Here is a 23889-nt window from a genome sequence, read left to right as displayed (position 1 = left end):
CGCCCGGGTCGCCCGGTGGGGGTGGCGCCGCTCGGACGGGGCGGTTTCGACTGGCTGGACCGCAGGCGGCCTGGTGTGATCCTGGCGTGGCTGTGTCTACGGGTGCTCCTGGTGCTCCGCCGGCGGTCCATCGTGGCGCGCGGGCGGTGATCAGCTGGGCGCTGTGGGACTGGGGTTCCTCGGCGTTCAACACCGTGATCTTGACCTTCGTGTTCACCGTGTACCTGACCGAGAGCGTCGCGCCCGACCCGGAGAGCGGTTCGCAGGCGCTCGGCGTGGCGCTCACCGTCGCCGGGGTGTGCATCGCGCTGGTGGCTCCGGTGACCGGTCAGCGCAGCGACGCGGGCGGGCGGCGGAAGATGTGGCTGGCCGTGCACACCGCCCTGGTCATCACCTGCACCGCGGGGTTGTTCTTCGTGCAGGACGACGCGTCGTACCTGGTGCTGGGCTTGGTGCTGCTGGCCATCGCCAGCGTGTTCGCCGAGTTCGCCACGGTGAACTACAACGCGATGCTGCTGCAGGTCTCCACCCCGGCGACGATCGGGCGCATCTCCGGGTTCGGTTGGGGCATGGGCTACTTCGGCGGGCTCATCGCGCTGGTGGTCGTGCTGATCGGGTTCGTGCAGCCCGACGTCGGCCTGTTCGGGGTGACCGCGGACGAGGGGCTGAACATCCGCGCCGTCGCGCTGTTCGCCGCGGCGTGGTTCGCGGTGTTCGCGCTGCCGCTGTTCTTCTTCGTGCCCGAGGCGCCGTCCTCGGGCGAACCGGTGCGGGCCGCCCTGATCAGCAGCTACGTCGTGCTCGGCAAGCGGCTGGCGTGGATGTGGCGCGAGGAGCGGCGCACGCTCGGGTTCCTGGTGGCCAGCGCGATCTACCGCGACGGGCTCGCGGCCATCTTCACCTTCGGCGGGGTGATCGCGGCGGGCACCTTCGGCTTCGGCCCCAGCGAGGTGGTCGTCTTCGCCATCTCGGCCAACCTGGTGGCCGGGCTCGGCGCCTTCCTCGGCGGTCGGGCCGACGACCGGTTCGGGCCGAAGGCGGTCATCGTCGCCGCGTTGTTCGGCCTGGTGGTGGTGGGCTGCCTGCTGCTGGTGCTGCCGTCGGGCAAGGCCGCGTTCTGGGTGTGCGGGCTGACGCTGGCGATCTTCCTCGGCCCGACCCAGTCGGCCAGCCGGACGTTCCTGGCGCGCATCGCCACGCCCGGCAAGGAGGGCGAGGTGTTCGGGCTCTACGCCACCACCGGGCGCGCGGTGAGCTTCCTGGGACCGCTGGCCTTCAGCGGTTTCATCACCCTCTTCGGCAGCCAGCGCGCCGGGATGGGCGGCATCGTGCTGATCCTGGTGGTCGGGCTGGTGACGATGATCCCGGTGCGCTCGCCGGACCGTCCGGCCGACCCGGGCGAGGTGGCCGCCGGCGACGCGAGCTGAGCGGTCAGCGGACGTTGCGGCGCAGGCGGACCCGGTAGGAGTAGTGCTCCGGCAGGAAGTGGCTGACGGCCAGCTCCACGGGCTGCCCGGTGGTGGACTGGTACATGCGGTCGATGCGCAGCAGCGCGCGGTGCGGTTCGCAGCCGAGCCGCTCGGCGACCTCGGGGGTGGCGGTGCCGACCGTGATGCTCTGCTCGGCCTCGGCGATCGGGTCGGTGAGCCGGTCGTCGAGCAGCCCGATGATGGTGGCCCGGCTGCGCGCGCCGGCCTCGGTCAGCTCGGGCACCGACTCGAGCAGCTTGCCCACCTCGGGCGGCAGGAACACCGTGGTCAGGCAGAACGGCACGTCGTCGTGCAGGCGCAGGAACTCCAGCACGTGCACCCGGTCGGCGGCCAGCCGGAGCCGCCCGGCGGCGTCGACGTCGACCTTGCGGTGCAGCGGGGTGAGCAGCTGCATCGTGGTGTCGATGGACAGCCCCATCAGGTCATCGATGGAGCCGAACTGCCGCAGGTACTGCTCCTCGCGCGGCGCCGCGAAGGTGCCACGGCCCGGGATGCGGTAGACCATGCCGTCGGCGACGAGGTCCTGGAAGGCGCGGCGCACCGTCTGCCGGCTGACGCGGTGGGTGCGGGCGAGCTCGGCCTCGGTGGGCAGGCGCTTGCCCTCCGGGTAGTCGTGCTGCAGGATCGCCGACCGCAACTCGCGCGCCAGCCGCAGGTACGCGCTCTCCCTGCCGTCCGCCCGCGGCGCCACGTCACCACCTCCCAGCTGCTCGACCCCGACCGTAGCGGAACCACGACCGGCCCCGACGCCGAGAGGCCCCCTGCCCCGCAGGAGGTGGTGCGCGTCAGGCGTCGAGGCCGCCGCGCTTGACGAGCTGGGCGGCGATGACGTTGCGCTGGATCTCGTTGGTGCCCTCGCCGACGATCATCAGCGGGGCGTCGCGGAAGTAGCGCTCCACGTCGAACTCCGTGGAGTAGCCGTACCCGCCGTGGATGCGCACCGCGTTGAGCGCGATCTCCATGGCGACCTCCGAGGCGAACAGCTTGGCCATGCCCGCTTCCATGTCCACCCGGCGCCCGGCGTCGAACTCCCGTGCCGCGTGCAGGGTCAGCTGCCGGGCGGCGGTGAGCTTGGTGGCCATGTCCGCCAGGTAGTTGCCCACCGACTGGTGCTTCCAGATGGGCTTGCCGAAGCTCTCCCGCTCCTGGGCGTAGCGCAGCGCGTCCTGCAGCGCGGCCATGCCCACGCCCAGCGCGCGGGAGGCGACCTGGATGCGGCCGGTCTCCAGGCCCTTCATCATCTGCGCGAAGCCCTTGCCCTCCACCCCGCCGAGCAGGGAGCCGGCGGGCACCCGGTGGTCGGCGAAGTGCAGCTCGCAGCTCTCCACGCCCTTGTAGCCGAGCTTGGGCAGGTCGCGGGAGACCGTCAGGCCGGGGCCGTGCTCGACCAGCAGGATCGAGATGCCCTTGTGCGCGGGCTCGGCGTCCGGGTCGGTCTTGCACAGCAGGGCGATGACCTGGGACCGGCGGGCGTTGGTGATCCAGGTCTTGGCGCCGTTGACGACGTACTCGTCGCCGTCGCGGCGGGCCGTCGTGGTCATGGCCTGCAGGTCCGACCCGCCGCCGGGTTCGGTCAGCGCCATCGTCGCGCGGATCTCGCCGGTGGCCATCTTCGGCAGGTAGCGGCGCTTCTGCTCCTCGGTGCCGAAGCCCAGCAGCAGCTTGGACACCACGGTGTGGCCGCCCATCGCCCCGGCCAGGCTCATCCAGCCACGGGCCAGCTCCTCGACGATGAGCACGTAGCAGGGCGTGGAGACCGGGGTGCCGCCGTACTCCTCGGGGATGGCCAGGCCGAAGACGCCCAGCTCCTTCATCTGCTCGATGAGGGACTCCGGGTAGGTGTTGGTGTGCTCGAGCTCCTGCACCACCGGTTTGACGGACTTGTCGACGAAGTCGCGCACCGTCTCCACGGCGAGCTTCTCGTCGGCGCTGAGGATGTCCAGTGTGCTCACTGCGTTGTGCTCCCGTTCTGTCGGGCCCCGGTCCGCGGCTCCGGTGGGTGGTCCGATCCCCCTCGCCACCGCGGAACCTGCGGGCGCCGGTGGTCAGGTGGCGCGGGGGAAGGTCCTGCGCAGCAGGTCGCGGACCGACGCCCAGTCGGCGTCGGCCAGCAGGTCGGGCACGTCCGCGCCGCAGGCGGCGAACTTCTCGCCCAGCTCGGCGTCGGTCGGTGGGCGGGACGGCGCGCCCGGCGGCTGGGCCAGCCGCACGTGCAGCGTCGGGCCGTCGTGCTCCACCTCGATGTCGACCTCGCCGGTCAGCAGGCCGTCCGCGCCGGGCGTGTGCTCCAGCCGCACCTGGCGGAGCAGCGCCTGCGCCTCGGTCCGGCGCACGGCCTCGTCGGTGAAGGCGGCGAAGTCCGGGTAGTCGTCCAGCAGCGCGGTCGCGACCGCGTACGGGAGGCTGAACTTGCCCTCCAGGCCGGTGGTGGGCCGGTCGTGGATCAGCGGTTTCACCGTCGCCTCCGGGGTGCGCACCCGCACGGCCCGCACCGGGCCGCGGACCTGGTGGCGGACCTCGCGCAGCGCGGCGATCGGCCGCTGCATCGCGTAGCAGCAGGGGTAGACCTTGATCGCCAGGCCTCCGGGCACAGCGGGGCCGGACAGGTCCAGCTCGCCGCTGCCGCCGACCAGCTCCAGCCAGGCGTCCAGCGCCGCGGGGTCGGCGGTGGCCCCGGCACGCGCCAGCTGCGCGGCCCGCACCCCGGCCTGCGCGGCGAAGCCGACCTGGAGGGACTTGCCGTGCGTGCCGAACGCGTTCTGCACGCCACCGGCCGCCGGGACCGCGAGCGCCATCGCGGTCGCCAGCCGTTCGGCGGGCAGTCCCCACGCGGTCCCGGCCGCCACCGCCGCGGCGGGCGCTCCGGCCGTGCAGGTCGCGTGCCAGCCGGCCGAGTAGTGCGACCAGCCGAGGGCGGTGCCGAGGCGGGCCATCACGCCGGCTCCCGCCAGGTAGGCCCGGGCGTCACCGCCGACGGCCAGCACCGCGGGCACGGTGACCACGCTGATGTGGGTGGTGGAGTCGACGTGCAAGTCGTCGAAGTCGAGCACGTGCCCGACGGCCGCCCAGCGGGCCGCGTCGGGCAGTCCGGCGGCGATCCCGGCCAGCGGGTCACCGCGCGCGGCCAGCGCGACCGCGGCGGTGTCGAGCAGCGAGCGCTGGGCCAGCGCCAGGTCGTCGGGGCCGGGTTCGAGATCCGCCGCCCAGTTCGCGAGGGCTTCGGCGATGGATGCCATGGGAACCTTTCCGCCAGCGCGGGGCGCCGCTGAGCTGTCCGCACCGTTTGTACGGCCAAATGCGCTGCGCGGTCAAGACCGCCCGTCCGGACCAGAACCGCCGCGTGCGCGGGATCCTCGCACCGAGCGCATTGACGGCACCGGGTTCCGCGTCGAGACTGGCACGAGTTTGTACGGCCCAATCAGCGGAACGGAGCAGCCGGGCATGGCGGAGCAGGGACTGCAGACCCACCTGCGGGAGTGGCGGCCGGAGCCGCTGGTCGAGACCGACGCGCTGACCGCGGAGCCGTCGCGCGCGCTGGCCGCGGTGCTGGAGGCGGACGCACCCGGCGACGTGCTGCCCCCGCTGTGGCACTGGGTGCACTTCCTGCAGTGGCCGGGGCACAGCGAGCTCGGCGCGGACGGGCACCCGACCGACGGCCGGTTCCTGCCGCCGATCCCCGACCGGCGGCGGATGTTCGCCGGTGGACGGCTCACCGTCACCGCTCCCCTGCGGCTGGGCGTGCCCGCCGAGCGCACCTCGTCGCTGGGGGGCGTCGTGGTCAAGCAGGGCCGTTCCGGCGAGATGGCGTTCGTGACGGTCCGCCAGGAGTACCGGCAGGACGGCGAGCTGCGGGTGGTCGAGGAGCAGGACTACGTCTACCGCAGCGGGGAGAGCTCGGCCAAGGACCCGGACGCCGCGCGCCCCACCGAGACCCCGTCCTCCGACGCGCCGTGGCAGCGGGCCTTCACCGGCGACCCGGTCCGGCTGTTCCGGTTCAGCGCGCTGACCGCGAACGCGCACCGCATCCACTACGACGCGCCCTACGCGCGCGAGGTGGAGCGCTACCCCGGACTGGTGGTGCACGGGCCGCTGCTGGTGCTGCTGATGACCGAGCTCGCTCGTCACCGGGCGCCCGAGCTCACGATCGCCGGGCTCGACTACCGGTTGCGCCGTCCGGTCTTCGTCGGCGACCCGGTGCTGGTGACCGGCGGCCCCGACGGGGCCATGGCGGTGCGCACCGCGCCGGACACCGTCATGGCCACCGCGCAGATCACCTTCCGCGGCTAGCCCGCTCGCGGGTCGTGGGCGCGCGACCGGTGTGGGGCCCGGCAGCGCGCCCACAACCCCTTCCCCCTTCTCCCGGTGGTCCGGTGCCGCCGGGGCCGAACCGTCCACTTCGGACGGAAGCGACCGCGAGCGGGGAGCCCGCGGTCGCCGGAGAACGGTCAGGACGCCGCGGCGGGCTCCCGCGCCCCGTCGGCGAACGGGATGCCGGCCGGGGCGGCCTCCACCGCGCCCGCCGGGTGCCGCCACAGGCCCTTGCGCTCCAGGATCGGCAGCACGCCCTCGCCGAACCAGTACGCCTCCTCCAGGTGCGGGTGCCCGGAGAGCACGAACTCGTCGATGCCCAGCGCGTGGTACTCCTCGATCCGCTCGGCCACCTCGGCGTGGCTGCCGACCAGCGCGGTCCCGGCACCGCCGCGGACCAGTCCGACGCCCGCCCACAGGTTCGGGTAGATCTCCAGGTCGGCCGTCGAGCCGCCGTGCAGCTCCCGCATCCGCCGCTGGCCCTCGGACTCGCTGCGGCTCAGGCCCTCCTGCACCCGCGCGATGGTCGCCGGGTCCAGCGCGTCCAGCAGCCGCTGCGCCTCGGCCCAGGCCTGCTCGCTGGTGTCGCGGCTGATCACGTGCAGCCGGATGCCGAAGCGCGGGGTGCGGCCCTGCTCGGCGGCGAGCCCGCGGATCCACTCAACCTTCTCCGCGACCTTCTGCGGCGGCTCGCCCCAGGTCAGGTACACGTCGGCGTGCTTGGCCGCCACCGTGCCGGCCGCGGGCGAGGAACCGCCGAAGTACACCGTCGGCACCGGGTCCGGGGTGCGGGTGAGCTCGGCACCCTCGACGTGGACGTGCGTGCCGCTGAAGTCGACCCGCTCCCCGCGCCACAGCGATCGCACCACGTGCAGGAACTCGTCGCAGCGCGCGTAGCGGGCGTCCTTGTCCAGGAAGTCGCCGTAGGCGCGCTGCTCGGCGCTCTCCCCGCCGGTGACCACGTTGAGCAGCAGGCGCTTGCCGGAGTGGCGCTGGAATGTCGCCGCCATCTGCGCGGCCAGCGTCGGCGACAGCAGCCCGGGCCGGAACGCGATGAGGAACTTGAGCCGCTCGGTGACCTCCGTCAGCATCGCCGTGGACAGCCAGGCGTCCTCGCACCACGCGCCGGTGGGGGTCAACGCGCCTTCGAACCCGAGCTGCTCGGCGCTGCGCGCGATCTGGCCGAGGTAGGCCAGCGTGGCCGGGCGGGAACCCGAGGCGGTGTTGGTGGTGGCCACGCCGTGCCCACCGCCGACGAGGTAGCGGCTGTCGCCGTAGGTGGGCAGGAACCAGTGGAACGTCAAGGACATCAGTCACTCCAGGGGAAGCGGCGCCGACCCGCGGCGAGCGGTCGTGCACCCGTCATGTCCGATGTGGACGAGAGAGGGGAACCCGCCGCGCGGTCCGGCGGGTGAGATCTGGTTCAGGAGCGACACGCCTGCGCCGACACGCGGTGGAAGTCCACGTGCCGGCGCTTGGTGAACAGTGCCGCTGCTCGCACGGACCAATCGCAGCAAACAGCACCGCGGGTGTCAACCAGCGGTCGCGGCGTCCCACGTTGCGGACCGCAGTGCGGCGATCCCGTCCGCCGGGGCGCTGGCGAGCCCCTCGCTCACCGCGAAGGCTTCCAGCTCGTCGTCGGTGGCCATCCGGGTCGGGTCCACCGGGCTGACCAGGTGGGCGTAGACCGCGGCCGGGGCGAGCCCGGACAGCCCCACCAGGGCGAACGCCGCCTCGGCGAGCAGCGCCGGGTCGCCCACCGCATCGCCGACCGCGACCGGCACGACGTGGCCTGGCCGGGTGAAGTCCTCGGGGGCGGTGTGCGGAGCGGCGAGCAGGCGCGCCGTCCGGGCCCGGTCCGCCGCGGAGATGCCGGTGCTCACCCCGGCGCTGGCGTCCACCGTGACGCACGCGGTCGGCCCGCGGTGCCCGGTCCTCGGTGACATGGGCGGGAGCACGAGCTCGTCGCAGCGCTCGCCGGAGAGCGCCACGCAGAGGAAGCCCGACGAGCAGCGCACCGCGAAGGCCGTCAGCTCGACGTCCGCTCGCGCCGCGGCGAACACGACGCCGCCGCCGTCGGCGCAGCCGTGCACCACCACGGCCCGGCCGGCCGCGACCTCCTGCGCCGCGCGGACGGCCGCACCGCCCCGCGGTCCGTCGAGCAGTGCTGCGCTGTCCCGTTCTTCGCTCACGTCCTTCTCCTGTCGCGCTGCCTCCCAGTGGACCGTGCGTCCACAGAGGACCGATAGCGCACCTCCTGCGCCTCGCCGAGCATCATGGCGCGGCACGCCGCGGTCAACGACCGCGTCCCACCCCCTGGAACCGGCGTCCTGCTGCTTGACACCGCGTCGATCACCTCCATAGCGTCGCCGCGTGCTCCGACCGGTGTTGCTGACCAGCCGCTCCCACGTGGACCTGCTGCGCGTGGCGTCCGCGGCCTGTTCGCGCTCCTGACCCAGCAACCGGACACCTCGGGCACCGCAGCGCGCCCCGGCGCACGGCCGCGGTGGCCCGGCACGGCCGTCGCCGCAGGAGGCAGCAGATGACCGCGAGCACGCACGTCGAGGCACCCGGGACCCCGCGGACGCGGGACGTCCGCACGGTGATCGTGTCCAGCCTGATGGGCACCACCGTCGAGTGGTACGACTTCTTCCTCTACAGCACCGCAGCCGGGCTGGTCTTCGACGAGCTGTTCTTCCCCGCCGACAACCCGACGGTGTCCACCGTGCTGGCGTTCGCGACCTTCTTCGTCGGGTTCGTCGCGCGACCGCTCGGTGGTGTCCTCTTCGGACACATCGGCGACCGCATCGGCCGCAAGCGCACGCTGGTCACCACGATGCTGCTCATGGGCGGCGCCACGGCGCTGATGGGCGCCCTGCCCACCTACGACGACATCGGCGTGCTGGCACCGCTGCTGCTGGTGCTGCTGCGCGTGGTGCAGGGCCTGGCGATCGGCGGCGAGTGGGCCGGCGCGGTGCTCATGGCGGTGGAGTACGCACCGCCCGGCAAGCAGGCCCGCTACGGCGCCTGGCCGCAGGTCGGCCTGGCGCTCGGTCTGGGCCTGGGAACCGGGGTGTTCGCGCTGCTCGGCCACGTGCTCGACGACGTGCAGTTCCTCGGCTACGGCTGGCGGATCGCGTTCGGGCTCAGCATCGTGCTGGTGTTCATCGGCCTGGTGATCCGGCTGCGGGTGGCCGAGACCCCGGCCTTCGAGCGGATGCGTGCGGCGCGGGAACCGTCCCGCGCCCCGTTCCTGGACCTGTTCCGCGACCGCGTGGTCCGGCGCAACACCCTGCTCGGCGTGCTGTCCCGCTGGGCGGAGGGCGCGGCCTTCAACACCTGGGCGGTGTTCTTCCTGTCCTACGCGACGACGACGCTCGGCCTGCCGCGCACCGACGTGCTGGTGGCCGTGATGGCCGCGGCGATCGTGCTGGCCCTGCTGCTGCCGGTGTTCGGCCGGTACGCCGACCGCTGGACCCCGCGGCGCACCTACGCCGTCGGCGCGACGCTGTTCGCGGCGTCGGTCTTCCCCGCGTTCCTGGCCTTCCAGACCCGCGACCCGCTGCTGGCCGGGCTGGTGGTCGTGCTGGTGCTGGGTGTGGTGCACGCGGTGCTCTACGCGCCGCAGGGCACCCTGTACGCGCAGCTGGCGCCCGTGCAGCTGCGCTACACCGGGATGTCCTTCGTCTACCAGTTCTCCGGCATCTACGCCTCGGGCCTGACCCCCATGGTGATCACCGCGCTGCTGGCGCTCGGCGGTTCGCCGTGGTGGGCCTGCACGTACCTCGCGGTCGCCGGTCTCGTCGGCGCGGGCGCGACGCTGGCGGTGCGCCCGGCCGACCTGCACCTGGCGCGCACCGACTCCTGACCTTCCGGTCGCCGAGGAGCTGAGCGCCACCGTCCACTGCGGACGTCGGCTCCTCCGCGACCGTCGTCCCGGAGGCCGCGAACCCCCGTCGAGCCCCTCCCCGGCTGACCGCGGAGGGGCCGGTGCGGGTGGTCTCGCGGTCCCATCGTCCCTGCGCAGAGGCGACCGGTGCGCGCAGCGCCGCCGGGCGGGAGGGTAGGCTGTGTGGCCGACGACAGGGGAGCGCCGTGACGGGCGCTGAGAGTGCGGGTGAGCCGCAGACCCTCCGAACCTGCTCCGGTTAGCACCGGCGAAGGGAGTTCCAGTGGCGCGCGATGCTGCTTTCCGCTACCGGACGATCGATGTCGTGACCGTGGCCATGCTCGGGGTCGCGATCGGCGTGGCGTTCTGGGGCTGGTCCCAGCTGTACCAGGTGCTGAGCGCCCTCTCCGCGTTCGCGTTCCCGCCGACCTCGGGCCTGTTCGGGGGCGCCTGGCTGCTCGGTGGCGTGGTCGGCGGGCTGGTCGTCCGCAAGCCCGGGGCGGCGCTGGTGACCGAGCTGGTCGCCGCGTCGGTGGAGGCGCTGCTGGGCAACAGCTGGGGGCTGTCGACCGTGGTCTCCGGGGGCTTGCAGGGCCTCGGCGTCGAGCTGGTGCTGGCCGTGTTCCTGTGGAAGCGGTTCGGCCTGGTGGTGGCCGCGCTGGGCGCCGCCGTCGCCGCCGCGTTCGAGTCGGTCTACGAGTGGCAGGTCTACTACCCGGACTGGGCGCTGCCCTACCAGCTCGCCCACCTCGGGTTCTTCGTCGTCTCCGGCGTGGTCATCGCCGGGCTCGGCGGCTGGGCGCTGGTGCGCGGCCTGGCCGGGACCGGGGCGCTGGACGCGTTCGGGCCGGGCCAGGAGCACCACGAGCGGACGGCGGTGTGACCGCCTCGGAGCTGCGCGCGGAGCTGCGGGGTTTCGGCTGGCGGCCGCTGGGGCGCCGCGTGCCCGCCGTCCAGGACCTCGACCTGCGCGTCCGCCCGGGCGAGCGGATCCTGCTGGCCGGTCCCAGCGGAGCGGGCAAGTCGACGGTCGTCCACGCGCTGGCCGGGGTGCTCGGTGGCGCGCTGCCGGGCGAGCGCAGCGGCGAGGTCCGGGTCGACGGCCAGATCGGCCTGCTGCTGCAGAACCCCGGGTCGGCGGTGGTCGCCGACCGGATCGGCCGCGACGTCGCGTTCGGCCCGGAGAACAGCGGGCTGCCGCGCGAGGAGATCTGGCGCCGGGTGGCGGAGGCCCTCGACCTGGTCGGGCTGGACTACCCGGTCGACCGGCCGACCTCGGCGCTGTCCGGCGGCGAGCTGCAACGCCTCGCCCTCGCCGGCGTCCTGGCGCTGCGGCCCTCGTTGCTGCTGCTGGACGAACCGACCTCCATGCTCGACCCGGACAGCGCCGACCGGGTGCGCGCGGCCGTGGCCGACGTCCTGGCCGGCACCGGTGCCTCGCTGGTCGTCGTCGACCACCGGATCGGCCCGTGGCTCGACCTCGTCCACCGCGTGGTCGTGCTCGACGCCGGTGGCCGGGTCACCCACGACGTGAACCCCGCGACCTGCCGCGCCGAGCTCGCCGAGGAGCTCGGCCGCGCCGGGGTGTGGATGCCGGGCCTGCCCGCGCCCGAACCGGTGGACGTGCCTGCGGAGCTGGTGGCCCCGGACTCCCCCGGCCCGCTCCTCGAGGCTCGCGACCTGCGCGTGGACCTCACCACCCGCAGGCTGCGCGGCACGTCCTCGGTGGTGGCGCTCGACGGCGTCTCGGCCGCCGTGCCGCCGGGGCAGGTCTCGGCGCTCACCGGTCCGTCCGGGGCGGGCAAGTCCACCCTCCTCGCGGCGCTGGCGGGCCTGGTCCGCCCCGACCGCGGCAGCGTCAGCGGCACCCCGGTGCCCCTGCACCGGATGCGGTCCGTCGAGCTGGCGCGGACGGTCGGGTGGGTGCCGCAGAACCCGGAGCACGGGTTCCTCACCACCACGGTGCGGCGAGAGGTCGCCCGCACCGCCGAGCGGCTGGGCACCGCCGTGCAGGTCGAGGCGGTCCTGGAGGTGCTCGGGCTGGGCGCGCTGGCCGACGCCAACCCCTACCGGCTCTCCGGTGGCGAGCAGCGTCGGGTCGCGCTCGCCGCGGCGCTCGCGCACCGGCCCAGCGCGGTGATGCTCGACGAGCCGACCGTCGGGCAGGACCGGCACACCTGGGCCACCATCGCCGGGTGGCTGCGCGCCGCCGCGCGTGGCGGCGCCACCGCGGCCGCCGCCACCCACGACCCGGTGCTGATCGACCTCGCCGACCGCGAGACGCGGCTGGCCGGCGGGCGGGTGCTGGCGCGATGACCGGTGTGCTCGCCAAGGCGAACCCCCTGGTGCTGGTGGCGCTGGGGCTGCTGGCGCTGGTCGCGTCGCTGGGGGTGCGGTCGCTGACCACCGCGGTGGTCGCCGCCTGCGCCTACCTGCTCGCCGTGCTGGTCGTGCTCCCGGCGCGCTCCGGGCCCCCGCTGCGGTTCGCCACCGTGGTGCTGGGCGGGCTGTCGGTGGCCTACTCGACGTGGTTGCTCGGCGGCGGGCAGCTCGACGTCGCCGCCACCGCGGGCCTGCGCATCGTGGTGCTGGCGCTGCCCGGGGTGGCGGTGGCTCCGCTCATCGAACCGATGGCGCTGGCCGACCAGCTCGGGCAGCGCCTGCGCCTGCCCCACCGCTTCGTGGTCTCGTTCGCCGCGGCGCTCCAGCGGTTCGAGCAGCTCGGCCAGACCTGGCAGCACCTCTCGCGGGCCCGGCGGTCACGCGGCTTCGGCCCCGGGCGCGGGCCGGTCTCCCGCGCCCGCCACGCCGCCTCGGTCACCTTCGCGCTGCTGGTCACCACCATGCGCGAGGCCACCAGCGCCTCGATCGCGATGGACGCCCGCGGCTTCGCCCGCGCCCACCGGCGCACCTGGGCCGAACCGGCGCCGTGGACCCGGGTGGACACCGCCGTGCTCGGAGTCGGTGCGCTGCTCGCCGCGGTGCCGTACGTGGTCGAGGCGTTGGTGGCGTCCTGACCGGGCCCGTCGCGGGATCCCGTCACGTCGGGCGCCGCGATCTGGTGGGATGTGCGCACGCGGTGAGGAGGCGGGATGACGAGCAGGACCGGGTGGCGGTGGGTCGTCGCGTGCGCGCTCGTGGCCGCGGCGACGGGGTGCGGCGCGGTGCGCGACGCCGGCGGTGGTCCGGCCGCGCCGAGCGAGCCGCCGTCGACCCCCGCGGAGGCGGCCGACCACGCCCCGGCCCGGTTCGCCGCGCAGGTCCTCGCCCGCGCGCGGGAAGCCGACGTCGACCCGCAGCTGCTCATGGCGATCCTGTACAACGAGTCGTACAAGCCGCACGACCCGGACGCCGAACGCGCGTGGCTGCGGCTCGACCCGGACGCCGCGCTGGGTGTGGCCAACATGCACCGGCCCGCCTTCGACGAGGTCAAGTCCGCCCACGGCTTCGCCGACCGCGACTGGCTGGAGCTCCCGGACGACCCCGACCTGGCGATCCGGGCCGCGGCCTGGTACCTGCACGACCTCGCCGCGTCCCTGCCGGACGAGCGCTCCGGCGCCCACACCACCGCCGAGCTGCTCGCGCTGGGCTACAACGCCGGCCCCGGCGCCATGCGCGCTGTCGCGCGGGGCGCCACCCCCGGCCCGCAGGCGCGGTCCTACCTGGACAGGTTGCGCGCCCACTGGGCGAAGGCCGGCGAGGCGCTCACGCGCTGACCGACGCCCGCAGCGCCCGCGCGGTCGCCGACTCCTCGCAGGCCAGCAGCTGCTGCGGGCTTCTCGAGAACACGACGCGGCCGCCGTGGCGACCCGGCCCCGGACCGAGGTCGATCACCCAGTCCGCGCTGCGCACCACCTCCAGGTCGTGCTCGATGACCAGCACCGTGCTGCCGCGCTCGACCAGCCGGTCCAGGACCCGCAGCAGCACCTCGACGTCGGACCGGTGCAGGCCGGTGGTCGGCTCGTCGAGCACGTGGCAGGTGGACCGCTGCCCGGCGGAGAGCTCCTTGGCGATCTTCAGGCGTTGGCACTCCCCACCAGACAGGTCGGTCAGCGGCTGCCCGAGGCGCAGGTACCCCAGCCCCACGTCGACCAGGTGGCCGAGCGCGCGGCCGATCGCCGGGGCGGGCAGCCGGTCCACGGCCTCCGCCACGGTCAGGTCGTCGACGTCGGCGATGGACAGCCCGTCGACGGTGTGCGCCAGGGCCTCGGCGCGGAAGCGGCGGCCGCCGCAGGCCTCGCAGACCGTCTCCTGCCCGTCCAGGAACGCCAGGCCGGTGTGGACCACCCCGGCGCCCTGGCACACCGGGCAGGCGCCCGCGGAGTTCGCGCTGAACAGCGCCGGGCTCGTCCCGGTGCGCCGCGCGAACAGCGCGCGGACCGCCGGCGCGATGCCGCAGTAGGTCAGCGGTGAGGAGCGGCGGTTGGTGCTCACCGGGCGCTGGTCGACGACGGTGGCCTGGTGCTGGGCGACGAACTCCGCGGCGAGGCTGGACTTGCCGGACCCGGCGACACCGGTGAGCACGGTGAGCACGCCGGTCGGCACGTCCACGGTCAGGTCGCGGAGGTTGTTGCGGTCGGCGCCCTCGACGCGCAGCTTCCCCGTCGGCACCCGCGGTTCGCGCTGCCGGGCCCGGGACCGCAGGCCGCGCCCGGTCGGCGTGTCGGCGACCGCGAGCTCGTCGTAGCCGCCCTCGAACACGATCCGCCCGCCCGCGCTGCCCGCACCGGGGCCGAGCTCGACGATCCGGTCCGCCGCGCGCACCACCTGCGGGTCGTGCTCCACGACGAGCAGCGTGTTCCCCTTGTCCCGCAACGACTCCAGCAGCCCGATCAGCGACCGCACGTCGTGCTGGTGCAGGCCCGCGGTCGGCTCGTCGAACACGTACACCACCTCGACCAGGCTGCTGCCCAGGTGCCGGACCGTCTTGATGCGCTGCGACTCGCCGCCCGAGAGGGTCGTCGTGGGCCGCGCCAGCGAGAGGTACCCCAGTCCGACGTCGATGAGCGCGCGGAGCTTGTCCGACAGCGCCGCCACCACCGGCGCGACGCGCGGGTCCCGCACCTGCTCGACGACCGCGGCCAGCTCGTCGATCTCCATGCGGCTGGAGCTCGCCGATGGTGCGCCCGAGCACGCGGGCGGTGCGGGCCGCTTCGCGCAGCCGCTCACCGTCGCAGTCAGGGCAGCGGGCCGAGCGGGTGAACCGGCGCACCACGGCGCGCTTGCGCTCGGACTGCTCGTCGGCGGTGTGCAGGTAGACGCGCTCGAACCGGTCGACCACGCCCTCGTAGTCCTTCGGCAGCCGCCGGGACCACCGCATCGCCGCCTCGCGGTGCAACAGCGCCGCGCGGTCGGCCGCGGGCCACTCGCGCAGCGGGGTGGTCACGTCGAAGGCGCCGGTGTCGGCGTGCTGCCGGTACCAGTACTGGCCCTTGCCGAACCCGGGCAGCAGGACCGCGCCCTGCTCCAGCGACTTGTCCAGGTCCAGCAGGCGTTCGACGGCGGTGGTCAGCGTCTCCCCCAGTCCCGCGCAGGTCGGGCACATCCCGGCCGGGTCGTTGAAGGAGAAGTGGTTGCTCTCGCCGACGTGCGGTTCGCTCACCCGGGAGAACAGCAGCCGCAGGTAGGTGTAGGCGTCGGTGGCGGTGCCGACCGTGGACCGCGCGTTCCCGCCGAGCCGCTTCTGGTCGACCAGCACGACCGGGGACAGCCCTTCCACCGCGTCGGCGTCCGGGCGGCTCCACCGCGGCAGCCGGTTGCGCACGAACGGCGGGTAGTTCTCGTTGACCTGGTACCCGGCTTCGGTCGCGATCGTGTCGAAGACCAGGGAGGACTTGCCCGAACCGGAGACCCCGGCGAACACGACCAGCTCGCCGCGCGGCAGGTCCAGGTCGAGCGCCTTCAGGTTGTGGGTGCGGGCGCCCCGGATGCGGATCGTTCGACTCATGCCGCGACGGTACGAACGGATGCGGCCAGGTCCTGACCGCGATCCGGCGATGATGGGAGGCATGAGCGATGTGACGCGGCGACTGCTCGAGCTGCTGGCCCACCTGCAGACCGGCCGCCGCTTCAGCGGCCGGGAGCTGGCGGCACGGCTGGAGACCAGCCCGCGCACGCTGCGGCGCGACGTGGAACGACTGCGCGACTACGGCTACCCGGTCACGACCCAGCCGGGCCCGGGCGGCTACTACCAGCTCGCCGCCGGCCAGGCCCTGCCGCCCATGGTGTTCGACGACGAGGAGGCGGTGGCGACCGTGGTCGGCCTCGGCGTGCTGGCCGCCAGCGCGCCCGACGCGGGCGGCATCGGGTCGGCCGCCGACCGCGCCTTCGGCAAGGTCGACCAGGTGCTGCCGAAGCGGCTGCGGGCCCGCGCCACCGCTGTGCGCGCCACGGTCGAAGCCGCCGCGCAGGCCGTCCCACCGGTCGGCGCCGACGCGCTGGCCACGCTGGCCGCCGCCGCGGCGCGGCACGAGCACGCCACCTTCCGCTACACCAGCCGCGACGGCAGCACGTCCCAGCGGCGGGTCGAGCCCTACCGCCAGGTGCACCTGCACCTGCGCTGGTACCTGCTGGCGTGGGACCGGGACCGGGCGGACTGGCGCACCTTCCGGCTCGACCGGATCAGCGACATCACCGTCCCCGGCACCCGGTTCGACCCGCGCCCGCTGCCCGCCGAGTCCGCCGCGGAGTACCTGCGCGACAAGCTCGCCGAACCCCGGCACCGCACCGTCGTCCTCGTCGACGCCCCCGCGGACCGGGTCGCCGACGCGCTCAAGTTCGCCGACCTCGCGATCGAGCCGCTGGGCACCGACCGCTGCCGGATCACCACCTGGGTCGACTCCTTCGAGTGGTTGGTGCTCAACCTCGCCTTCCTCGACGCGGACTTCACCGTCGAGAAGCCCGAGCACTTCCGCGCCCGCTGCCGCGACCTGGCCACCCGGCTCGCCCACGCAGCCCGCGGCCCGGGGTGAGCCGCGGGCCGGGCGTCAGCTGAGGGCGGTCACGAGCATGGTGACCAGGACGAGCAGCAGGAGGGCGAGGTAGGCGAGCGCGTGCAGGCGGTCGGGGATGCGGCCGACGAGGCGCTTGACCACCGCGATCGTGGGCAGCGAGCCGCACAGCAGCGCCGCCGTGACGAGGACGTTGACGTGGCCGAGCTGGCCCGGGTGGGCGGTGGTCGGCGCGGCCAGGGCGTACACCGCCGTTCCGGCGACCGCGACCGGGATGCTGAGCGGGTTGGCCATCGCCGCGGCGTCGGCCATGGGCAGGCCTCGGCGCCGCAGCAGCGGGACGGTGAGGACGCTCCCGCCGACGCCGAGGAAGCTGGCGATCGCCCCGATGCCGACCCCGCCGGCCGTCGAGGCGACCGGGCCCAGCGGGCGGGCGCCTGCCGCGCGGCGCCGGGCGTTGTCGAGGAACCCGCTGCGCAGCGCGCTGTCGAGGACCGTGATCGCGAGGTAGGCGATGAACAGCCAGCGCAGCGCGGTGTCCGGTGCCCAGGTCGCGGCGAAGGCACCGAGCACGGCCCCGACCGCGATGGGAACGAGCAGCGGGCGGAGGTGGTCGGCGCGCAGGCGCCCGGACCGGGCCTGCGCGACCGTGGCGGTGGCGGCGTTGACGACCATCACCGCGGTCGAGGTGGCCACCGCGGTGTGCATCGCGTCGGCGCCCGTCGCGGCGGAGACGACCACGTCCACGACCGGCACGATGACGAAGCCGCCGCCGAACCCGAACAGGACCGTGGTCACGCCGGTCAGGCAGCCGAACCCGACCAGCACGAGGGCGGGGAGGATCACCGGCACAACCTAGGTCGCGCCGGTGCCGGCGCACAACGGACGCCGTGCGCTCCCGGGTCCGGGCCCCGGCGGCGGTGCGCCGGGGCCCGCGCGCGCTCAGTCGCTCTCCGGGACCGCCATCTCGCCCAGCGGCGACCAGTCGTCCTGCGGGACCGTCGTGTTGATCACCCGCGGGGTCTCCACGAGGTACTGCGGCAGCTCCTGCTGCGCGGCCTTGAAGTGGTCGGAGCCGACGTGCGCGGCACCGGCGTCCCCGTCGCGGAAGGCCTCCACCAGGACGTACTCGTTCGGGTCCTCGAGGCTGCGGGACCAGTCGAACCACAGGCACCCGGGTTCGTTGCGGGTGGCCTCGGTGAACGAGCGAGCGATCTCGGGCCACCGGTCCGCGTGCTCGGGCTTGACCCGGAACTTCGCGGTGATGAAGATCATCGGCTTCCTCCTCCTGACGCTGCGGTGTCGGACCCGTTCTACCCCGATGCCGATCACCCCGCTCGCAGCCGGGGTGGCACGTGCGATCCCGATCACGGGTGCGGTGGCGTCGGCTCCGGCACTGCACCAGGATGGGCGAGTCATGAGTGAGCCGGACGTCCAGCTGGTCCCGATGGGGTTGGCGCACCTCGCCGGGGTGCTGGAGCTCGGGCACCGGGTCTTCGACGTCTCCGCGATGCCCTACACCTCGTGGTCGCTGTCCAGCGTGGCGGTGCACCTGGACGCCCAGCCGGACGCCTGCTGGGTCGCCGAGGCGGACGGGCAGGTGGCCGGTTTCGCGCTCGGGTCGCTCTCCTACGACGACCAGACGGACTGGGGCTACCTCGAGTGGCTCGCGGTCGCCCCCGAGCACCGGGGCAGGGGGCTGGCGCGGACGCTGCTGGAGGAGTCGTGCGCGGCGCTGTTCGCCGCGGGCGCCACGCGGGTCATCACCGACGTCGAGCAGGCCAACACCGCGTCCGCCCAGCTGATGCAGCGCTGCGGCTTCCACGACAGCGTGACCGTCACCCTGTTCGTCCGCCACGCGCCCGGCAGTGCGCGGCAGGCCCGGGCGCGGGGGCGCCACACCGACCCGGCCAAGGCCCGGCTGCACGCGGCCGCCCGCCGGACCCAGGGAGGCTAGCCCGGGCACGCGGCAACAGATCCACAGTGGACGTCTCACGCTCGGCGCCGGGGCTCACCGTCCGCGCTCGCGGAGGTGCGCCAGGGCGCGGGTCGCGGCGTGCACGCCGCACATGCCGTGCGCGCCGGGACCGGGCGGGGTGGCCGCCGAGCAGAGGTAGTGGCCGGGGATCCCGACGTCGTAGGGGGTGAGCGTGGCGCGCGGGCCGAACAGCAGCTGCCGGACGTCCTTCGCGCCGGTCATGATGTCGCCACCGACGAAGTTCGGGTCGTCCTCGGCGATCTGCGCGGGGGAACGCACCGCGATGCCCACGACCCGGTCCCGGAAACCGGGCGCGAAGCGTTCGACCTGCGCGATGACGGCTTCGGTGGCGCCCCCGGCCCACCCGTGCGGCACGTGCGCGTAGCTCCACAGTGGATGGACGTCGCCGACCGAGCGCTGCGGGTCGGCCAGGTACTGCTGGCCGACGAGCACGAACGGCCGGTCCGGCATCCGTCCCCTGTGGACCGCGCGCTCGGCCGCGGCGACCTCGGCGAAGGTCCCGCCGAGGTGGACGGTGCCCGCCCGGCGCGCCGCACCGGCCGTCCACGGCACGCCGCCCTCCACCGCGAAGTCCACCTTGAAAGCACCCGGACCGTGGCGGAACCCCCGGTAGGCGCGGGCGATCCGGGCGGGCAACCGGTCCCCCAGGACGTCGGCCACAGCGGCCGGGGCGAGGTCGAACACGGTCACGTCCGCGCGCGGCAGGTCCGCCGCCCTGCGCACCCGCACCCCGGTCTCGACGCGGCCGCCGAGGTCGCGCAGCAGCGCGGCCAACGCTCCGGTGATCGCCCCGGAACCACCGGCGGGCACGGCCCAGCCGTACCGGTGCCCCGCGGTCAGGATGCCCAGTCCGATGCTGGCGCTCAGCGGGCGGCCCAGCGGGCGGAAGCCGTGCGCGGCCACCCCGGCGAACAGCGCCTTCGTCCGCTGCTCCGTGAAGGCCTTCGCGACCACCGCGGCCGGGAGCAGCGCCGGCACCCCGAAGCGGGCGAGCCGGACCGGGTGGTGCGGGACCCGCAGCAGCGGCCCGAGGACGTCCACCGCGAGGCGGTCGAAACCCGCCGCGGGACCGGCGAACAGCCGCGACCAGCGGGGCCCGTCGGCACCGAGGCCTGCGGCGGTCTCCGCGACCGAACGGTGCAGCACCCCGGCGGTGCCGTCGTCCAGCGGGTGCGCGCAGTCGACCTCGGGCAGCCGCCACTCCAGCCCGTACCGGCCCAGGTCGAGCGCGCGCAGGAAGGGTGAGGCGGCGGCCATCGGGTGGATCGCCGAGCACCGGTCGTGCCGCAGCCCCGGCACGATCGCCTCGACAGTGCGGGCACCGCCGCCGATCTCGTCGGCGGCCTCCAGCACGGTGACCTCGACCCCGGCGCGGGCCAGGACGACGCCCGCGGCGAGCCCGTTCGGGCCACTGCCCACCACCACCGCCGTGCTCACCGGGCCGACGGTAGCGCTGGAGCTCCCCCGGCGGCGACTCGCGGCGGACACCGTGCGCGCGACCGGTACCGTGGAGCGGTGCGCATCGACCTGGTCGCGATCGTCGTCGACGACTACGACGAGGCCATCGACTTCTTCGTGCGCGCGCTGGGCTTCGAGCTCGTCGAGGACTCCCCGTCGCTGACCGGGGACGGCCGCCCGAAGCGGTGGGTCGTGGTCCGGCCGCCCGGCGGCGGCACCGGAGTGCTGCTCGCCCGCGCCGACGGTGACCGGCAGGCGGCCGCGGTCGGCGACCAGGTCGCCGGCCGGGCGGGCTTCTTCCTGCGGGTGGAGGACTTCGACGAGGCCTTCGACCGGATGGTGGCGGCGGGCGTGGAGTTCGTGACCCGGCCGAGGACTGAGCCGTACGGGCGGGTCGCCGTCTTCCGGGACGTGGCGGGCAACCGCTGGGACCTGCTCGGCCCCGCCCCGCTCACCCGATGAGGTGCCGCACGCGGTCCCGAGGAGGCTGAGCCGGGACTCCTCGCCCGTTCGATCGGGCTGCAACCCCCTGCAACCCTTGCCTCGCGACACCGCACGGGTTCTGCTGAAGGGACCCACGATGTGACGCCGGTTACACATCGTGGCCACCAGCAGGGAGGCGATCGTGCAGCTGGGCGACTCGGGCAACGGTCACCACCCCCGGCGACCGATCACGGTCCAGCGCCGGGACCCGGCGATCGGGGTGGTCGTCAACCCGCTCTCCGGCCGGGACATCCGGCGCGTGGTGGCGCAGGCGTCGGTGTTCCCGAACGCCGAGAAGGCGAACATGGTGCTGCGCATGGTCGCCGCCGCCGGTGCGCTGGGCCTCGGGCGGGTGCTGGTGTCCACCGACGACTTCGGCGTCGCCGCCGGCGTCCTGCGCGGGGCCCGGCAGCACGCCGCCGACGAGCAGTGGCCGGAGCTGACCTTCTGCGAGCTCGACCGGCTCACCGGGACCGCCCAGGACACCCGGCAGTTCGTGCGGCGGATGCGCGAGGCGGGCGCGGGTGTGGTCGTGGTGCTGGGCGGCGACGGCACGGTCCGGGCCGCCGCGAGCGAGGTCGGCGAGACCCCGCTGCTGCCGCTGAGCACCGGGACGAACAACGCCTTCCCGCAGGTGTGGGAGGCCACGGTGGCCGGTGTCGCGGCGGCGCTGGTGGCGCGCGGCGACGTCGACGTGCGCAGCGCGACGCGGCGGGCGAAGGCGCTCGAGGTGCAGTGCGGGTCGGTGGCCGAGCTGGCGCTGGTCGACGTGTGCGTGTCGGCGAGCACGCGGGTGGGCGCGCGGGCTCTGTGGAAGCCCGAGACGCTGCGCGAGCTGTACTGCGCCTTCGCCGAGCCCCACGCGATCGGGTTGTCCAGCGTCGCCGGGCAGCTGCTGCCGACCACGCGCGACGAGCCGCACGGGGTGGCCGTGCGCTTCGCGGGCTCCGGCACCCCGCAGCACCGCGTGCTGGCCCCCATCACGCCCGGCAAGCTCACCGCCCTCGACGTCGCCGCCGTGCAGCGCCTCCCCCTGGGCACGCCGACGACCAGCGCCGTCACCGCGGGCACGGTCGCGCTGGACGGCGAGCGCGAGTGCGAGTTCGGCCCGGGTGATCCGGTGTCGGTGCGGCTGACCGACCGAGGCCCGCGCGTGCTCGACGTGCGGGCCGTGCTCGACGCCGCCGCCGCGCGCGGCCTGCTCCGCACGGGGCCCACCGCTGTCCCCGAGGGCGCCACCGGGGTTGATGCGTGGCGCGTTCCACCGACCGACGGAGGAAGCCACTGATGACCGAGACCGTGTCAGCGAAACCGGCCGGGGACTTGGACGAGGCCGGCCTGCTCGCTGCCTACCGCACGATGCGCACCATCCGCGCGTTCGAGGACCGGGTCCACCAGGAGTTCGCCAAGGGCGACATCCCCGGGTTCGTCCACCTCTACGCCGGGGAGGAGGCCTCGGCGACCGGGGTGTGCCAGCACCTCGACGACCGCGACTCGATCGCCAGCACCCACCGCGGTCACGGGCACTGCATCGCCAAGGGCGTCGACGTCCGCGAGATGATGGCCGAGATCTACGGCCGCCGGACCGGGTCGTGCCGCGGCAAGGGCGGCTCGATGCACATCGCCGACCTCAGCAAGGGGATGCTCGGCGCCAACGGCATCGTCGGCGGTGGCCCGCCGCTGATCTGCGGCACCGCGCTGGCCGCCAAGCAGCAGGGCACCGGCGGGGTCGGCGTGGCGTTCTTCGGCGACGGCGCCAGCAACCAGGGCACCACGCTGGAGGCGCTCAACCTCGCCTCGGTGTGGAACCTGCCGGCGATCTTCGTCGCGGAGAACAACGGCTACGCCGAGGCCACCGCGGCCACCTGGTCGGTGGCGGCGGACAACATCGCCGACCGCGCCGCGGGCTTCGGCATGCCCGGCGTCATCGTCGACGGCTTCGACTTCTTCGCCGTGCACGAGGTCGCCGGGGAGGCGATCGAGCGGGCCCGCAACGGCGGCGGCCCGACCCTCATCGAGGTCAAGTTCACCCGCTACTACGGGCACTTCGAGGGCGACCAGCAGGCCTACCGCGGCGACGAGGTGGCCCGCGCCCTCGAGCAGCAGGACTGCCTGAAGGCGTTCCGCGACCGCGTCACCTCCTCGGGCGCGCTCACCGGGGACCAGCTCGACGAGATCGACCGGGAGGTGGCGGCCCTGATCGACGAGTCCGTCGAAGCGGCGCTGGCGGCTCCCCTGCCCACGCGCGAGGACCTGGAAACCGACGTCTACATCTCCTACTGACACGGGAAGGTTCACATGGCACGCAGCATCAGCTACCGGGAAGCGCTCAACGAGGCGCTCGTGCAGGAGATGGAACGCGACAGCAGCGTCGTCGTCCTCGGCGAGGACAACGCCGGTGGCGCGGGTGCCCCCGGTGAGCAGGACGCCTGGGGCGGTGTGCTCGGTGTGACCAAGGGCCTCTACGACCGCTTCCCCGGGCGGGTCCTGGACACCCCGATCAGCGAATCGGCGTTCATCGGCGCCGCGATCGGCGCGGCCACGCGCGGCCTGCGGCCGGTCGCGGAGCTGATGTTCATCGACTTCATGGGGGTGTGCTTCGACCAGATCTTCAACCAGGCGGCCAAGTTCCGGTACATGTTCGGCGGCAAGGCGGTCACGCCGGTCGTCGTCCGCACCATGTACGGCGCGGGGCTCAACGCCGCGGCCCAGCACTCGCAGGCGCTGTACCCGATCTTCACCCACATCCCGGGCCTGAAGGTCGTCCTGCCGTCCTCGCCGTACGAGGCGAAGGGCCTGCTGATCCAGGCGATCCGCGACGACGACCCGGTGATCTTCTGCGAGCACAAGGCGATGTACGACGTCGTCGGCGAGGTGCCCGAGGAGCCCTACGCGATCCCGTTCGGCGAGGCCGGTTTCGTCCGCGAGGGCGGGGACGTCACCATCGTCGCCTTCGGGCGCATGGTGTCGGTGGCCGCCGAAGCCGCCGACCAGCTGGCCGAGTCCGGGGTGGAGTGCGAGGTCATCGACCCGCGCACCACCAGCCCGCTGGACACCGACAGCATCCTGGAGAGCGTCGAGGGCACCGGGCGCCTGGTGGTGGTCGACGAGGCGACCCCGCGCTGCAACCTCGCCACCGACGTCGCCGCCCTGGTGGCGAAGGAGGCGTTCGGCAGCCTGCGCGCACCGATCGAGATGGTCACCGCGCCGCACACCCCGGTGCCCTTCAGCGAGGCGCTCGAGTCCCTCTACATCCCGGACGCGCAGCAGGTGGTCAACGCGGTCAAGAAGGTCACGAGCTGGGAGCGCTGA

At 74.3% G+C, this 23889-nt stretch carries 24 protein-coding genes and 1 riboswitch; of the genes, 15 read left to right on the top strand and 9 right to left on the bottom strand.

Annotation, left to right across the window (positions count from 1 at the left end; all coding sequences use genetic code 11):
* Positions 1-86 precede the first annotated feature (86 nt).
* Positions 87-1427, top strand: coding sequence for an MFS transporter (locus HNR68_RS15890; protein WP_343050179.1), 1341 nt, complete (start codon positions 87-89; stop codon positions 1425-1427).
* Positions 1428-1431: 4 nt separating this feature from the next.
* Here the strand turns inward: HNR68_RS15890 and HNR68_RS15885 are convergent, their stop codons facing one another.
* The 3 genes from HNR68_RS15885 to HNR68_RS15875 form a co-directional block, all read right to left on the bottom strand.
* Positions 1432-2181: a UTRA domain-containing protein gene (locus HNR68_RS15885; protein WP_179721809.1), complete on the bottom strand. Its 750-nt coding sequence runs from the start codon at positions 2179-2181 to the stop codon at positions 1432-1434.
* A gap of 94 nt (positions 2182-2275) precedes the next feature.
* Complete coding sequence (locus tag HNR68_RS15880; protein WP_179721807.1) at positions 2276-3442, bottom strand: acyl-CoA dehydrogenase family protein; 1167 nt, start codon at positions 3440-3442, stop codon at positions 2276-2278.
* 93 nt (positions 3443-3535) lie between these two features.
* Positions 3536-4726 carry an MmgE/PrpD family protein gene (locus tag HNR68_RS15875; protein WP_179721805.1) on the bottom strand — a complete coding sequence of 397 codons (1191 nt, stop codon included), beginning with the start codon at positions 4724-4726 and terminating at the stop codon, positions 3536-3538.
* A 205-nt stretch (positions 4727-4931) separates the two neighbouring features.
* On the opposite strand from HNR68_RS15875, the gene HNR68_RS15870 reads away from it, so the two are divergent.
* Positions 4932-5777, top strand: coding sequence for an HTD2 family dehydratase (locus HNR68_RS15870; RefSeq protein ID WP_179721803.1), 846 nt, complete (start codon positions 4932-4934; stop codon positions 5775-5777).
* Positions 5778-5935: 158 nt separating this feature from the next.
* Here the strand turns inward: HNR68_RS15870 and HNR68_RS15865 are convergent, their stop codons facing one another.
* Positions 5936-7108 (bottom strand): LLM class flavin-dependent oxidoreductase, encoded by a 1173-nt coding sequence (locus tag HNR68_RS15865; protein WP_179721801.1) that lies wholly within the window; start codon positions 7106-7108, stop codon positions 5936-5938.
* A gap of 222 nt (positions 7109-7330) precedes the next feature.
* Positions 7331-7990 carry a 3,4-dihydroxy-2-butanone-4-phosphate synthase gene (locus HNR68_RS15860; RefSeq protein WP_179721799.1) on the bottom strand — a complete coding sequence of 220 codons (660 nt, stop codon included), beginning with the start codon at positions 7988-7990 and terminating at the stop codon, positions 7331-7333.
* Between the two features lie 181 nt (positions 7991-8171).
* Here HNR68_RS15860 and HNR68_RS27655 point away from each other — a divergent pair, with 181 nt between their 5' ends.
* The 6 genes from HNR68_RS27655 (at position 8172) to HNR68_RS15835 (ending at position 13403) form a co-directional block, all read left to right on the top strand.
* Positions 8172-8252, top strand: coding sequence for a putative leader peptide (locus tag HNR68_RS27655; RefSeq protein ID WP_425502920.1), 81 nt, complete (start codon positions 8172-8174; stop codon positions 8250-8252).
* 88 nt (positions 8253-8340) lie between these two features.
* Positions 8341-9666 (top strand): MFS transporter, encoded by a 1326-nt coding sequence (locus tag HNR68_RS15855; RefSeq protein ID WP_179721797.1) that lies wholly within the window; start codon positions 8341-8343, stop codon positions 9664-9666.
* A gap of 214 nt (positions 9667-9880) precedes the next feature.
* Positions 9881-9966, top strand: a riboswitch (TPP riboswitch).
* Positions 9967-10012: 46 nt separating this feature from the next.
* Positions 10013-10570 carry an ECF transporter S component gene (locus tag HNR68_RS15850; RefSeq protein ID WP_218888317.1) on the top strand — a complete coding sequence of 186 codons (558 nt, stop codon included), beginning with the start codon at positions 10013-10015 and terminating at the stop codon, positions 10568-10570.
* The gene (locus HNR68_RS15845) at positions 10567-12003 is read left to right on the top strand and encodes an ATP-binding cassette domain-containing protein (RefSeq protein ID WP_179721794.1); all 1437 of its coding nucleotides are present in this window, start codon (positions 10567-10569) and stop codon (positions 12001-12003) included. Before HNR68_RS15850 ends, HNR68_RS15845 begins: the two co-directional genes overlap by 4 nt.
* Complete coding sequence (locus tag HNR68_RS15840; RefSeq protein ID WP_179721791.1) at positions 12000-12704, top strand: energy-coupling factor transporter transmembrane component T; 705 nt, start codon at positions 12000-12002, stop codon at positions 12702-12704. Before HNR68_RS15845 ends, HNR68_RS15840 begins: the two co-directional genes overlap by 4 nt.
* 75 nt (positions 12705-12779) lie before the next feature.
* A complete protein-coding gene (locus tag HNR68_RS15835) occupies positions 12780-13403 on the top strand; it encodes a transglycosylase SLT domain-containing protein (RefSeq protein WP_179721789.1) in 624 nt (207 codons plus the stop codon).
* Here HNR68_RS15835 and HNR68_RS27445 read toward each other — a convergent pair.
* Positions 13393-14787, bottom strand: a complete 1395-nt coding sequence (locus HNR68_RS27445; protein WP_343050178.1) for an ATP-binding cassette domain-containing protein — start codon at positions 14785-14787, stop codon at positions 13393-13395. The two genes, HNR68_RS15835 and HNR68_RS27445, sit on opposite strands and share 11 nt — an antisense overlap.
* Between HNR68_RS27445 and HNR68_RS27440 the strand changes: the two genes are divergently transcribed.
* Both HNR68_RS27440 and HNR68_RS15825 read left to right on the top strand, forming a co-directional pair.
* Entirely contained in the window at positions 14786-15670 is an 885-nt protein-coding gene (locus HNR68_RS27440; protein WP_343050177.1) for a hypothetical protein, read from the top strand. The genes HNR68_RS27445 and HNR68_RS27440 overlap by 2 nt on opposite strands.
* Positions 15671-15695: 25 nt before the next feature.
* Entirely contained in the window at positions 15696-16658 is a 963-nt protein-coding gene (locus HNR68_RS15825; RefSeq protein WP_179721786.1) for a helix-turn-helix transcriptional regulator, read from the top strand.
* Positions 16659-16673: 15 nt separating this feature from the next.
* On the opposite strand, the gene HNR68_RS15820 is transcribed toward HNR68_RS15825, so the two are convergent.
* Both HNR68_RS15820 and HNR68_RS15815 read right to left on the bottom strand, forming a co-directional pair.
* Positions 16674-17483 (bottom strand): TSUP family transporter, encoded by an 810-nt coding sequence (locus HNR68_RS15820; protein WP_179721783.1) that lies wholly within the window; start codon positions 17481-17483, stop codon positions 16674-16676.
* 96 nt (positions 17484-17579) lie between these two features.
* Complete coding sequence (locus tag HNR68_RS15815) at positions 17580-17912, bottom strand: putative quinol monooxygenase (protein WP_179721780.1); 333 nt, start codon at positions 17910-17912, stop codon at positions 17580-17582.
* Between the two features lie 142 nt (positions 17913-18054).
* On the opposite strand from HNR68_RS15815, the gene HNR68_RS15810 reads away from it, so the two are divergent.
* Positions 18055-18594, top strand: a complete 540-nt coding sequence (locus tag HNR68_RS15810; protein WP_179721777.1) for a GNAT family N-acetyltransferase — start codon at positions 18055-18057, stop codon at positions 18592-18594.
* Positions 18595-18648: 54 nt separating this feature from the next.
* Here HNR68_RS15810 and HNR68_RS15805 read toward each other — a convergent pair whose 3' ends face one another.
* On the bottom strand, positions 18649-20073 hold the full coding sequence (locus HNR68_RS15805; RefSeq protein WP_179721775.1) for an NAD(P)-binding protein: 1425 nt from the start codon (positions 20071-20073) through the stop codon (positions 18649-18651).
* Positions 20074-20151: 78 nt separating this feature from the next.
* Between HNR68_RS15805 and HNR68_RS15800 the strand changes: the two genes are divergently transcribed.
* The 4 genes from HNR68_RS15800 to HNR68_RS15785 all read left to right on the top strand — a co-directional run bounded on the left by HNR68_RS15800 (position 20152) and on the right by HNR68_RS15785 (position 23889).
* Entirely contained in the window at positions 20152-20556 is a 405-nt protein-coding gene (locus HNR68_RS15800) for a VOC family protein (RefSeq protein WP_179721772.1), read from the top strand.
* A gap of 139 nt (positions 20557-20695) precedes the next feature.
* Positions 20696-21865 (top strand): NAD(+)/NADH kinase, encoded by a 1170-nt coding sequence (locus HNR68_RS15795; RefSeq protein WP_343050175.1) that lies wholly within the window; start codon positions 20696-20698, stop codon positions 21863-21865.
* A complete protein-coding gene (locus tag HNR68_RS15790; RefSeq protein WP_179721769.1) occupies positions 21865-22860 on the top strand; it encodes a thiamine pyrophosphate-dependent dehydrogenase E1 component subunit alpha in 996 nt (331 codons plus the stop codon). Before HNR68_RS15795 ends, HNR68_RS15790 begins: the two co-directional genes overlap by 1 nt.
* Positions 22861-22875: 15 nt before the next feature.
* Positions 22876-23889: an alpha-ketoacid dehydrogenase subunit beta gene (locus HNR68_RS15785; RefSeq protein ID WP_179721766.1), complete on the top strand. Its 1014-nt coding sequence runs from the start codon at positions 22876-22878 to the stop codon at positions 23887-23889.

The sequence above is a fragment of the Saccharopolyspora hordei genome (genome assembly GCF_013410345.1).
Lineage (GTDB): Bacteria > Actinomycetota > Actinomycetes > Mycobacteriales > Pseudonocardiaceae > Saccharopolyspora > Saccharopolyspora hordei.
Note: the sequence above shows the minus strand (reverse complement) of the source record. Positions and strands in the feature narration are given on the sequence as shown.

Excerpts from the sequence above, each read along its gene's own strand:
- HNR68_RS15875 (WP_179721805.1), bottom strand. The coding sequence starts at position 4,726 with ATGGCATCCATCGCCGAAGCCCTCGCGAACTGGGCGGCGGATCTCGAA.
- HNR68_RS15870 (WP_179721803.1), top strand. The coding sequence starts at position 4,932 with ATGGCGGAGCAGGGACTGCAGACCCACCTGCGGGAGTGGCGGCCGGAG.
- HNR68_RS15865 (WP_179721801.1), bottom strand. The coding sequence starts at position 7,108 with ATGTCCTTGACGTTCCACTGGTTCCTGCCCACCTACGGCGACAGCCGC.
- HNR68_RS15855 (WP_179721797.1), top strand. The coding sequence starts at position 8,341 with ATGACCGCGAGCACGCACGTCGAGGCACCCGGGACCCCGCGGACGCGG.
- HNR68_RS15840 (WP_179721791.1), top strand. The coding sequence starts at position 12,000 with ATGACCGGTGTGCTCGCCAAGGCGAACCCCCTGGTGCTGGTGGCGCTG.
- HNR68_RS15835 (WP_179721789.1), top strand. The coding sequence starts at position 12,780 with ATGACGAGCAGGACCGGGTGGCGGTGGGTCGTCGCGTGCGCGCTCGTG.
- HNR68_RS27440 (WP_343050177.1), top strand. The coding sequence starts at position 14,786 with ATGCGGCTGGAGCTCGCCGATGGTGCGCCCGAGCACGCGGGCGGTGCG.
- HNR68_RS27445 (WP_343050178.1), bottom strand. The coding sequence starts at position 14,787 with ATGGAGATCGACGAGCTGGCCGCGGTCGTCGAGCAGGTGCGGGACCCG.
- HNR68_RS15825 (WP_179721786.1), top strand. The coding sequence starts at position 15,696 with ATGAGCGATGTGACGCGGCGACTGCTCGAGCTGCTGGCCCACCTGCAG.
- HNR68_RS15815 (WP_179721780.1), bottom strand. The coding sequence starts at position 17,912 with ATGATCTTCATCACCGCGAAGTTCCGGGTCAAGCCCGAGCACGCGGAC.
- HNR68_RS15810 (WP_179721777.1), top strand. The coding sequence starts at position 18,055 with ATGAGTGAGCCGGACGTCCAGCTGGTCCCGATGGGGTTGGCGCACCTC.
- HNR68_RS15790 (WP_179721769.1), top strand. The coding sequence starts at position 21,865 with ATGACCGAGACCGTGTCAGCGAAACCGGCCGGGGACTTGGACGAGGCC.
- HNR68_RS15785 (WP_179721766.1), top strand. The coding sequence starts at position 22,876 with ATGGCACGCAGCATCAGCTACCGGGAAGCGCTCAACGAGGCGCTCGTG.